9 protein-coding genes and 1 tRNA gene are annotated in these 11,660 nt (G+C 46.4%); 6 read left to right on the forward strand and 4 right to left on the reverse strand.

Features of this window, described 5'->3' with window-relative positions; all coding sequences use genetic code 11:
• Positions 1 to 56: 56 nt before the first annotated feature.
• The gene (gene queA / locus ACWVCM_RS00645) at positions 57 to 1,082 is read right to left on the reverse strand and encodes a tRNA preQ1(34) S-adenosylmethionine ribosyltransferase-isomerase QueA (protein WP_455199761.1); all 1,026 of its coding nucleotides are present in this window, start codon (positions 1,080 to 1,082) and stop codon (positions 57 to 59) included.
• 75 nt (positions 1,083 to 1,157) lie between these two features.
• On the opposite strand from queA, the gene ACWVCM_RS00650 reads away from it, so the two are divergent.
• Positions 1,158 to 1,244, forward strand: a tRNA-Leu gene (locus tag ACWVCM_RS00650).
• Between the two features lie 36 nt (positions 1,245 to 1,280).
• Here the strand turns inward: ACWVCM_RS00650 and ACWVCM_RS00655 are convergent.
• From ACWVCM_RS00655 to ACWVCM_RS00665, 3 genes are read right to left on the reverse strand one after another with little or no spacing between them, the layout of a single operon-like run.
• On the reverse strand, positions 1,281 to 2,573 hold the full coding sequence (locus tag ACWVCM_RS00655) for an alkaline phosphatase PhoX (RefSeq protein WP_455199762.1): 1,293 nt from the start codon (positions 2,571 to 2,573) through the stop codon (positions 1,281 to 1,283).
• Between the two features lie 47 nt (positions 2,574 to 2,620).
• Positions 2,621 to 3,382: a general secretion pathway protein GspB gene (locus ACWVCM_RS00660; RefSeq protein WP_455199763.1), complete on the reverse strand. Its 762-nt coding sequence runs from the start codon at positions 3,380 to 3,382 to the stop codon at positions 2,621 to 2,623.
• Between the two features lie 5 nt (positions 3,383 to 3,387).
• Positions 3,388 to 5,115: an AAA family ATPase gene (locus ACWVCM_RS00665; protein WP_455199764.1), complete on the reverse strand. Its 1,728-nt coding sequence runs from the start codon at positions 5,113 to 5,115 to the stop codon at positions 3,388 to 3,390.
• Between the two features lie 474 nt (positions 5,116 to 5,589).
• Between ACWVCM_RS00665 and ACWVCM_RS00670 the strand changes: the two genes are divergently transcribed.
• The 5 genes from ACWVCM_RS00670 to mfd form a co-directional block, all read left to right on the forward strand.
• Entirely contained in the window at positions 5,590 to 6,078 is a 489-nt protein-coding gene (locus tag ACWVCM_RS00670; protein WP_455199765.1) for a PilZ domain-containing protein, read from the forward strand.
• Between the two features lie 178 nt (positions 6,079 to 6,256).
• On the forward strand, positions 6,257 to 6,586 hold the full coding sequence (locus tag ACWVCM_RS00675) for a S24 family peptidase (RefSeq protein WP_455199766.1): 330 nt from the start codon (positions 6,257 to 6,259) through the stop codon (positions 6,584 to 6,586).
• A gap of 231 nt (positions 6,587 to 6,817) precedes the next feature.
• Positions 6,818 to 8,131 (forward strand): hypothetical protein, encoded by a 1,314-nt coding sequence (locus ACWVCM_RS00680; RefSeq protein WP_455199767.1) that lies wholly within the window; start codon positions 6,818 to 6,820, stop codon positions 8,129 to 8,131.
• A gap of 214 nt (positions 8,132 to 8,345) precedes the next feature.
• The gene (locus ACWVCM_RS00685; protein WP_455199768.1) at positions 8,346 to 8,894 is read left to right on the forward strand and encodes a DsrE family protein; all 549 of its coding nucleotides are present in this window, start codon (positions 8,346 to 8,348) and stop codon (positions 8,892 to 8,894) included.
• A 119-nt stretch (positions 8,895 to 9,013) separates the two neighbouring features.
• Positions 9,014 to 11,660, forward strand: a 2,647-nt coding sequence (gene mfd / locus ACWVCM_RS00690; RefSeq protein WP_455199769.1) for a transcription-repair coupling factor, incomplete at its 3' end; no start/stop codon positions are given.

The raw sequence follows: 11,660 nt of genomic DNA on the forward strand, positions 1-11,660 counted from the left end.
AAAGGCCATCGATGAAGTTTTGGATGCCAAATTTCTATCCTGATAAATCGCTTAATTTAGGCACGCTCAATGAACATGGCATCACCATAGCTAAAAAATCGATAGGCTTGATCAATGGCATGAGAATAGGCTGCGAATATCTGACGCTTGCCAGCGAATGCGCATACCAGCATCAGCAAGGTAGATTCCGGTAAATGAAAATTAGTAATTAGCGCATCGACTGTCTGGATCGGAATACCGGGATAAATGAATATATTCGTCTCACCTTGATAGGGATGAATTTCGCCATCTTGTGAGGCTGCTTCCAGGCAGCGTAATGAAGTCGTACCGACAGCAATAACACGACCGCCATTTACTTGCGTTTGTTTCACCTGTTCGCAGACATCACTGGACACTTCCGCGTACTCACTATGCATTTCATGTTCTTGTATATTTTCAACCCGTACTGGTTGAAATGTACCAGACCCCACATGTAACGTAACAAAGGCCGTGTTAATTCCCTTCTGATTAAGAGTTTCCATGATACTGTCATCAAAATGCAATCCCGCTGTAGGCGCTGCCACAGCCCCATCTTTTTCTGCATAGACTGTTTGATAACGTGAAATATCAGTTTTGGTATCCTGCCGGTTGATGTAGGGTGGCAGAGGAACATGACCGTGCTTTTCTAGCAACAACCTTAATGGCGTCGGCGAATGACAAACCAGACGAAACAGATCCTTATGCCGCGCCATAACGACCAGTTCAAATTCGTCACTGATAATTATGGAGCTGCCAGTTTTGGGAGTTTTGCTGGCCCTGACATGCGCCAGGATTTGATTGCCTTCCAGTAGTCTTTCCACTAATACTTCAACTTTACCGCCGGTAGCCTTGGCACCATGTAAACGGGCTGGAATAACACGGGTATTGTTAAACACCAACAAATCACCGGGTCGCAATAAATCTGGCAAATCGCTAAACATGCGATCCGCGATGGCGCCCGTTTTCCCATCCAGACACAACAGCTTGCTGGCTGTACGCGATTCCAGCGGATACTGGGCGATCAAATGGGGAGGTAAATCAAATTGAAATTCACTGCGTTGCATGCGCGGGATACTAACAAAAAATCGCCCTTAATACCTTGCCCTGACTGAGAAAATCACTATACTAACACTCCTCGTGCCGGGGTGGCGGAACTGGTAGACGCGCCGGATTCAAAATCCGGTTCCTTCACGGGAGTGTCGGTTCGACTCCGACCCTCGGTACCAATCTTTCTTTTTCATTCAGGCTGTCTTTACAACGCATTATTTAACAAAGAATGGCCCTGTGATTTCATAAGTTATGCCGCCCGCGGAGGTCCCGGTTGTTCCACGCTGGGAGCTGAAGTAGAGCTTGTTGCCATGCTGGTTAATGGCCGGGCCGGTAATTTCGGAATTAGGTTGATCGACAACCTGTAACACAGGAACAAGTTCCAGGTTTGGCAAGATCGATATCAGTTGCAGATCACCACCATCTTCCGCAACAAACAGTTCACCGGTGGGAACCGCGGTCAGGGTATCTACCCCTGTCAGTATTGGATTGGGATGCGTTTCTGCATCATAAAAGACTGTCATGGTCTGATTTGCGACATCATAACGCCAGATTCGATTGTCACCTTTGGTGGCCATGTAAATATAGCCATCCAGATAAACAATTCCTTCTCCACCATCAAATGCCGTGCTTTCTCTTACCTGGTAACGAGTAGCCCCCTTCCTGGCGTTGGGATCAAAGACTGTATGCCAAACTACATTATTATTGCTTTGGTCAAGCACCTGCATAACTTCCAGTACACCCCTGGTCAGGTCAGGATTCCCTTTTGAATCCCGACCATCGGGCGTAAAACGGTAAAGCCTGCCGTCCTGTTCGTCTTCTGTTAAAAAAAACTGATTGTTAACGAGATCCACCGCAACTGCTTCATGACTGAACGTTCCCAATGCGTCCAGACGACGGGCTTTCGAGATACCCATTGGATCACATTCCCAGACATGACCATCACTTACTTCCTCACAGGATAACCAGGTTCCCCATGGCGTTTTACCGCCGGAACAATTTCGACTAGTGCCTTCGAGTATAGAATATGCATCACGCAAATCCCCATTCACACCAAACACCAGCGCTCCCGCGCCACCAGCTCCTCCGGCTGTTTCGCTATTCGATACATAAATCCAGCCGCCTCCACGGGTCGCAAACACATCACCGCCATCGGGCGCCCAATGCCAGACATAATTTGAATCCTTGAATGGTTTCTCATTGGTGCGTGCAATGATTCGTGAACTATAACCCTCAGGCAACCGCACGCCGTTTTCATCTGCTTCTCTTAGTGGCCCTAATGAACTGATATTGCTACTACGGGTGCGAAATTGCTTATCGACCTTTTCCTGCTTAACAACATAACCACACGCTGTCAGCAATGATGGCATTACCGGGATTAGAGACGCAGTTAATACGCCTCTCTTTAGCACTTGACGTCGATGTATATCAACAGCCTCGGATATTGAATTTTTTGTGCGGGTGTTCTGAAGCGATCGTATTAATTGCATTAACTGCTTAGCTGTCATTTTTATTCCTTGACTACATATACCTGCTAAATCAAACGGGCCGGGGATTAACGAAAGGACCAATCCTGCAATGCGTTTAATTTAAAGCGGTATCCTTGATAATCAAATTCTGCCCCTTCTGGCGTAATCGCATGGAGAAACAGATCTGCGTTTACCGCATCACCTTCACGCATTTTTTTACCATTGATCATAACGGATCGGCGCTCAACAGAGGTAGAATAGACATGCCCGGCAAATTCTATATTGGGAATGCTTTGACGAACATTTTCGGGCAGCTCCGATATCAACACCGCCTGAATGTTTTCCTCGATGGATTCCTGAGTTGCATCACTCTCTATAGCACTCGGTTGAGAGGCACCCCCATCTGCGCCCTTGCTGGCAACAACATCGCTACTCATATCAAGTGGTTCTTTCGAAAAGATTACCTTTGGTTGTGGCTTTGGTTGTGGTTTTGGCACTGCTGCAGGCTTTACTGGAACTTCTGTTGTTTGCTGCTGAGAACTTATTACTGGCTCCGGTTTTTCTACTACCACTGGTTCATCGATAACGGATTTTTCATCAGAAAGTGAAGCCACTTGCGGCTCATTGCTTACCGAGCCTGTGCTATTGCTGTCTTTTCCACCCAAATAGATCACGCCAAAAATAGCACCGTTAATCAGAACGACCAATACCAGTATATACGGCCACCAACTACGCTTGCTATCATGTGTTGTTACATCGTTATTGCTATGAATGGATTTAATGTCGGGGACATTGCCACGCTCGCGTTCCTGTTCAGATTTTTTAAGTGCTTCTAATATGTATGACATCGTTTTTACTCAGATGCACCAGGGGCACGGGCAATTTTAGTATGTAATTCATGATCCAGCGCTCTGGCACTTTGCTTGTCTGGCACAAAATTCATTTCAGATGGTTTTGACAACCGGGGAACATCCCTTGCCGTAACACTGTTAATCCTTATTAATGTTCTGGTACCGGCGATGCCATCTGAACGCAAACCTTCCTGCGCCTGAAATTCCTTTACCTTGCGAATCAGCTTTGTGTCATAGCTTACCATACCATTTGAAGCCGGATTCTCACCATTAATACTGTCCAGCCGGGATGCCAACCACTGGACATCAGGACCATTGGTTCCCACTTTAATAGCGCCGTCATAGCTTGGCGGTATACGCCATAAAACGGTGTAATCACCGAACCATCTTGACTGTAGTTCCACCAGGGAAGTTTTCACCTGTTGGCCACCCACCAGCATCGTAGCACTGTTACTCTCTAAAGTTACCAGGGTAGCAAAAACAGAATTCTTATTGCCAGCTAAAAAACGCAGAACAGCCGGGCGATCGATAGCGAGCAAACTTTGTAAATTCCCTTTTTGTTCCAGACAACTCAATCCCTTGCTCAGCGCAATATCACAGGGATCAGCTTCTGCACCAAGCTTAACTGATACATTCCATTGATCAAAAAGCGCTTGAAAAGCGCTACCCTTACTAACCGATTCATTCTGCGTATCAAGCAGTTGTAAAAAATCCCTGGCGTCATTAGCGCTAACAATCGTGGCGTCCTTATTTGTTGGCGCAGTTTCTTTATTCATACTGGACTTAAGGTTTGATGCCAGTTGGGCAAATTGTTCCTTATTGCTATAAACCATATAACCACCGACAACAATCAAAACCAGTATTGTCAGCACAGCGGCTAACCTGGGACTCCAGAATGGCTTGCTGCCCCTGGTTTCCATTGCAGCACCAAATACTTCCCTTGCGGCACGGGTAAGGATTTTACGATCAATGTGTTTCTGGTTCTGAACATATGCACCTAACATGGCACGATCGCACAGCAGGTTTATCTTCCTGGGAATTCCGCCAGTATAGTTGTATATCTTTTTTAGCAACGGATAGGAAAAAACTGGCTCTTTGACACCGGCAACTTCAAGGCGGTGTTTGACATAATCAATGGTATCTTTTTTCGATAACGGTAAGAGATGGTAACGCGCGGTAATGCGCTGTTCGAGCTGTCTGAGTTCCGGGCGCGCCAGTAGTTGCAACAACTCAGGTTGTCCTATCATTATAATTTGCAGAAGTTTGCGCTGGTTTGTTTCCAGGTTAGTTAACAGCCGCAGTTGCTCCAGAACCTCCATTTCCAGGTTTTGCGCTTCTTCCAGAATTACCACCGTCTTCCTGCCCTGGGCATTGTTTTCCAGCAAAAACTGGTTAATACAATCGATAAATACTTTAAGGCTGGTATTGCCTTCCGGGTACGCAATATGTAGTTCATCGCAGATGGTTGCCAACAGCTCCTGCGCATTGAGCTTGGGGTTGAGCACCATGGCTACACTGGAATTTTCAGGCAATTGTTCCAGCAGACAACGGGATATCGTCGTTTTGCCCGTGCCCACTTCCCCACTCAGTAAAACAAAGCCACCATCTGTCTCAAATCCATACACCAGATGCGCCAGAGCTTCACGATGCCGCTCGCTCATATATAAAAAGCGTGGATCCGGAGCAATGGTAAACGGTGTTTCTTTGAGTCCGAAATGGTTGTCGTACATGGTCTGCGTTGTTTATGAAATCTGGTTTTATGAAATCTGGGTTTGTGAGATCAAAATTTATGCGGTCTGAATTTTCGTGATATTGGCTTTCGAGATATTGGTTTACGACATCCTGGCATGTGTTGCAGAAATGTGTGATTCATCATTGCGTAAGTATACATCAGGATACTGACAAAAAAGCGGCATTATAAACCATAACTTAATGAATACTCGGCATTTCTTCTAATTTTTCTGAACTGGCTAACAGTCTGCTTCACATCGGAACCATCCAGCGGTGCTTTAATGTACTACTCAGCCATTAAATCTTCCTTAACTATCAATATGTTAATTCAAACCACCCGAACATGCTTCGACATGGCGTGGCATCAATGAGCCGTCACTCAGGATTTCACATTGGCTAATTATGGTACACACCATGCATAGTAAGCTGAGAATTGAATACACAGAAGTGTTAACAATGACCTGAATTTATTCTTGTGGTTAGACGATACAGATCCACACTTGTTTCAGCTAATACGGGAAAATACCGACATTACTAACGCTACTACCGCTACCACTAACGTGCGGGGAGGACAACGCAAAATGAGCAGCCTGGCAGAAAAATCACTCAACCACCACGTGATTATTCAACGTAGTCAAAAACGTTGGAACCTGGTGCATTACCTGCGTGTACTTAAAGCGGAAAACAATCAGCTAATTGGTCATCTGGTTGACATTACCACCGAGGGAATGATGCTCATTAGTGAGCAATCTATTCCCCTTCACCAAAGCTTCAATCTAAGAATGGAAATTCCTACAGATGATGACATTCCACAAATGATCGCGCTCAATGCGGAAAGCCTCTGGACTAAAAAGGATGTTAATCCTGCATTTCATGATACCGGGTTTCGCCTGATCAACCCGAGCAAACGAGCCATTAACGCGATTACCCGGCTGATCGAAGAACTAAAATTTGAAAATTAAAATCCCGTAATTTCACAACAGTTATTTCGCGGAAATCACCGCGGGTAAAATCGCTTTTTTAGTCGATTACCTGTCCTGCTTTTAATCCAATGGCTATGGATCACTTCCAGGCGACCCGTTACAATATCGTCTATTGCGTTCAATCTAAAACTAACAATCAAGCTTTACCGTATCCGCTATGAACTCAGGTTGCAGTGCAGGCACAACAGAACCCTTTGCGCTTCGCGTACTGGGCGACAGTATGAGTCCTGAATTTCGGGATGGAAATATTATTATTATTGATCCTGCCGTACCTGCATGCCACGAAGCATTTGTTGTAGTGGACTATGGTGGTGAAATATTGTTTGGCCAGTTTCACACAAGTGAAGGCCGGCACTGGATTCACTATCTCAATCCTGCTCATGAACCCGTTGAGCTGATATCAAAGTTTGAAGTCAAAGGAGTTGTCATACAACGCTCAACGGGCAGACGCAAAGATTTAAAACACTACGACTACTCGGCCCAATAATACCGATTCCTGTCCCAACAAACTGACACCTGTCAAATTTCCGCAACATTTCCCTGCGTGATATTTCCCCCTGCAAGGCGTTTTGCTTTACAATGCATTATCACGCAAAAGAGAAACATGGCTTAACCATGTAGCGTTATAAAAATAGTAGCGCCATAAATACATCGCTAAAAAAACTACCGATATAAAGTAATTACCGATAAATAGAGCAAAAAGCCACAGGAGCATATGGTGACATCCCTTTCCCGTATTTCAATAAACAACGATGGATTCTTCCAGGATGCAATCGGCGACGCAGGCATCAGTGCGCACCAAATTGAAGCACTTTCGCCGCGACTGGACGCGCTACGGCAAAAAATCGCCCAGTGGAACAATCCTGATCCAGTAAATTTTCTCAATCTGCCTGTCACCAATGGATTAGCGGAAATCAAAAAAATAGGCCAGGAGATCCTGCAAAAATTTAACAATACCGTGGTTTTCGGTATCGGAGGCTCCTCACTAGGCGGTGAAATGTTGATTAATACGCTAGGTAGCGGTGATCATAAAGTTAGCTTTTATGACAATGTCGATCCCACTACCCTCGCGACACTGGACAAAATCAAGTGGGATGAAACCTGTTTACTGGTCATTTCAAAATCGGGAAATACCGCGGAAACCTTGAGCCAGTTTTTGACCATGAGACCGGCCATGGAGCGGCTATTGGGCAAAGATGGCTTACAGAAGCACACGTTATTTGTTACCGAAAATGAAGAAGGCGCGCTGTTTCAACTGGGACAACGTTTAAACATTCCCGTAGTACCTCATCCCACTGTTGGTGGTCGTTTCTCTGTGTTATCCGTAGTGGGGTTATTACCTGCGTATTTAGGGGGTGTCGACGTCGATGCTGTTGTCGATGGTGCGCATGCGATGGCACAACGCTGCAGTAAAGATGATATCAATGAGAATCCTGCATTTTATAACGGGGCAGCCCAGTATCTTCACGCAGAGCAAGGCCGTACCTTAAGTGTACACATGCCTTACGCTGACAACTTACGCATGTTAATTGACTGGTTTCGTCAGCTATGGGCGGAAAGCCTGGGTAAGATTGATGGCCAGGGCAAACACAAAGGTATGACCCCTGTTGCAGCACATGGTGTTACGGATCAGCATTCCCAGTTACAACTATACCTTGAAGGCCCTGATGATAAGCAGGTTACTTTTTTTACCAGCAGTGGCGCACAACACATGGGTCACACGGTTCCGGTAGAATTTGAAGATATACCAGCCATAGCACCGTTAGCCGGACACACAACCGGCGAACTTTTCACTGCCGAATTTCAGGCAACGCGTACCACCCTGTCGCGTGCAGGGAGACCAAACCGGACCATCAGCCTGCATGAAGGCGATGCCTATGCCATTGGCGAACTGATCATGTTGTTTGAAATGGAAACGGTGGTAGTCGCCGAGTTGATGGGAATTGATCCCTTCGATCAACCCGCTGTTGAAGAAAGTAAGGTATTAACCAGACAATATCTGGCAGAATTCGGCAGTAATACCAAAACCTGATCAATAAATAATCCATCCAGCCGATTACATCATTCTACACTGTAGCGGAATCCATCTGTCGAAACCGCTACAGCTGCTATATTTTTCAATAAATAGTGACACCTGACCGATCCCGGTTTGTTCTGCGACACTTCATTTTTATCGCCGTTCGCCGCTAGTACTATCAGAGCTCTGGGGCTATTTTTCAGTAATCCGATAAGTTCGTCACATCAATATGAACGCTAAATTCTGCAACAAGACACTTAAATATTGCCTGCCTCTGGGGACGGGATTGCTATTGTTCTATTTTGTGATATCTGTTGCTTATGCTGACCCTGGTGCCAAACTGGTACAAACGCCCTACGAAGAACAAAAAGCCGTTTTCGAATTCTACTTCGACCACCCACAGAAAATTGGCGCGGGTCTTTACTGGATGCTGGGGATGTACCATACCCTCAACGAAGAACCCTATGCCATTGCGCCTGATTTTCTTGATGTAAAAGTTGTCATGCATGGCACTGAAGTCGTTACACTAGCCAAGCATAATTACGAGTATTATAAAGAGGCCGTGGAACGCATGCGTTATTACTCGGAGTTCGGCGTGGAATTCAGAGTCTGCGCAATCTCCGCCCAGGAATATGGCTATAGCCCTGAGGACTTTCATGAATTCGTACATATCGTTCCCAATGCCGTAACGGAAATCCTGCACTGGCAGTCAAAAGGCTATGGCCTGGTCATTCCTCGCGTCCATGAGAAACATAACAGTATCGAAGAACTGCGCTAAATCGATTCACCTTTCATACCCTACCTCTAAGTAACTCAATAAAAAGTTACCTTTGTACTTAGGCGCGAATACTTCTACAATACGCGCCTCGATTGAATTAATACCCAAACCACAGCCCCATGATCCAAGCTTGCAGTATTTTTAATCCATCTTTTGTTGATAAACCTGGATTCACCTCTCACTGGGGCCGACTTTATGGCAGCAGTTATGGTTTAGCCATTTGTAATGCTGCCCAACAGGCGCAACGGCCATTTATAATTCTTACCCCGGATACCCAAACGGCGTTTCGCCTGGAATATGAGTTGCGCTTTTATGGAGCGGGATCAGATAGCCTGCCTCTGTTGCATTTACCCGATTGGGAAACCCTGCCCTACGATACCTTTTCACCCCACCAGGATATTATTTCTGATCGCCTGTCGACACTACACCAGCTGCCACACATGACCCAGGGCATTCTGGTCTTGCCGGTATCTACGGTCATGCAACGTCTGGCACCCCGAGAATTTCTGGAAGCCAACTCCCTTCAAATTGAAACCGGGCAACAACTGGATATGGAAAATATGCGTCAAAAACTGACGCGCAGTAGTTACCGGCTGGTGTCGCAAGTCATGGAGCACGGTGAATTTGCAGTGCGTGGCAGTATTCTCGACCTGTTCCCCATGGGAAGCCACGCTCCCTATCGAATCGAATTATTTGACAATGAAATCGAAACCATCCGTACATTTGATCCGGAAAATCAGCGCAGCCTCGATCAGGTTGATCAGGTCAGCCTGTTGCCTGCCAGAGAATTTCCGTTAACCGAACAATCCATCGCGCGTTTTCGCCAGGCTCACCGCGCAGCGTTTGAAGGTGATCCCAACAACAGTATGATTTACCGCGACGTTAGTAATAGCATCGCCCCATCGGGCATTGAATACTATTTGCCGTTGTTTTTTGAACGCACTGCCACCGTTTTTGATTACCTGCCTGAAAATAGCGTGTTGTGCCAGGTGAATGATGCCAAACATGCCGCTGATCATTTCTGGGATGAAATTGAACAACGTTTTGAACAACGACGTTACGATTTACAGCGACCGATTTTACCTCCGCAAGATGTGTTCCTGCGAACCAACGAATTATTTCAGCAATTCAAGCAATACGCACTTATCAATATTCAATCATTCAAACTGGAAGACAAAACTGGCGCCTGTAACTTTGATTGTGAAACACCACCTGTAGTTAATGTTGATGCGCGGGCGGCTCGCCCGGCAGATAAGCTGGCCAGTTTTGTGGAAAACTTTGATGGCCGCATCCTGTTTGCTGCTGAATCCACTGGCCGCCGCGAAACCCTTATCGAACTACTCAACAGCAACGATATACAGGTGAAATCTGTAGAAAACTGGCAGGACTTTCTCGCCAGTAGTGACAAGCTGGCGATAACTATCGCACCGCTGCAACATGGCCTGCTGTTAAGCGATGATTCTATTGCTGTCATCGCGGAACCACAAATCTTTGGCGAACAGGTGTTGCAACGCCGGCGACGCAAAGAACGACAGCGTGATCCTGACCTGGTTATTAAAAATCTGGTGGAACTGGAAGAAGGATCACCGGTAGTTCACGAAGACCACGGTGTCGGTCGTTATGTGGGCTTACAAAAAATCACTGTGGGTGAAATCGAACAGGAATTTCTGACACTGATTTATGCAGGCAATGACAAATTATATGTCCCGGTTGCATCGTTACACTTAATCAGCCGCTATACGGGCGCATCACCGGAAGCGGCACCGCTGCATAAACTGGGCAGCACCCAGTGGGAGAAAGCCAAACGCAAAGCCCGCGAGCGTGCACGCGATGTGGCTGCGGAACTACTGGATATTTATGCCCGCCGGGAAGCACGTTCAGGCTATAGCTATCGCATTGAAAAAGATCAATACCAGGCATTCTCAAGCTCGTTTCCGTTTGAAGAAACACCGGACCAGATTGATGCAATCCAGGGGGTCATTAGTGACATGCGTAACAATAAACCCATGGACCGCCTGGTCTGTGGTGATGTAGGCTTTGGAAAAACCGAAGTCGCCATGCGTGCGGCGTTTATTGCCGTACAGGATGGCAAACAGGTTGCCATGCTGGTGCCCACAACCTTGCTTGCCCAGCAACACTATGAAAACTTCAAGGACCGTTTTGCAGACTGGCCGGTACACGTTGAATCCCTGTCCCGGTTTCGCTCCAGGAAGGAACAGGACAATATAATCAAACAACTCAAGGAAGGCACCGTCGACATCGTAATCGGCACTCACAAGCTGATACAGGAAAACATCAAGTTTAAACGCCTGGGACTGGTCATTATCGATGAGGAACACCGCTTCGGTGTAAGACAAAAAGAACGCTTTAAGGCTTTACGCTCTGAAGTAGACTTATTAACGTTGACTGCAACACCCATACCTAGAACACTGAACATGTCATTGTCCGGTATGCGCGATCTCTCCATTATCGCAACCGCACCGGCTAAACGACTGGCTATTAAAACCTTTGTTAACCAGTGGAACAATGCCACCATCCAGGAAGCCTGCTTGCGGGAAATCCATCGTGGCGGACAGGTATTCTTTTTACACAACGAAGTTGAAACCATAGAAAACACGGCACAGAAAATTCGGGAACTGTTACCCGACGCCAACGTACAAATCGCCCATGGTCAGATGCGTGAGCGAGAGCTGGAAAGAGTCATGGCGGACTTTTATCATCAGCGATTTAACATTCTGCTATGCACTACCATCATCGAGACCGGCA

This window comes from Kaarinaea lacus, assembly GCF_975902315.1.

What these genes read in the sequence shown, in the direction of transcription:
- ACWVCM_RS00675 (WP_455199766.1), top strand. Translation starts at nt 6,257, where the DNA reads ATGAACTCAGGTTGCAGTGCAGGCACAACAGAACCCTTTGCGCTTCGC.
- queA (WP_455199761.1), bottom strand. Translation starts at nt 1,082, where the DNA reads ATGCAACGCAGTGAATTTCAATTTGATTTACCTCCCCATTTGATCGCC.
- ACWVCM_RS00685 (WP_455199768.1), top strand. Translation starts at nt 8,346, where the DNA reads ATGAACGCTAAATTCTGCAACAAGACACTTAAATATTGCCTGCCTCTG.
- ACWVCM_RS00665 (WP_455199764.1), bottom strand. Translation starts at nt 5,115, where the DNA reads ATGTACGACAACCATTTCGGACTCAAAGAAACACCGTTTACCATTGCT.
- ACWVCM_RS00660 (WP_455199763.1), bottom strand. Translation starts at nt 3,382, where the DNA reads ATGTCATACATATTAGAAGCACTTAAAAAATCTGAACAGGAACGCGAG.
- ACWVCM_RS00655 (WP_455199762.1), bottom strand. Translation starts at nt 2,573, where the DNA reads ATGACAGCTAAGCAGTTAATGCAATTAATACGATCGCTTCAGAACACC.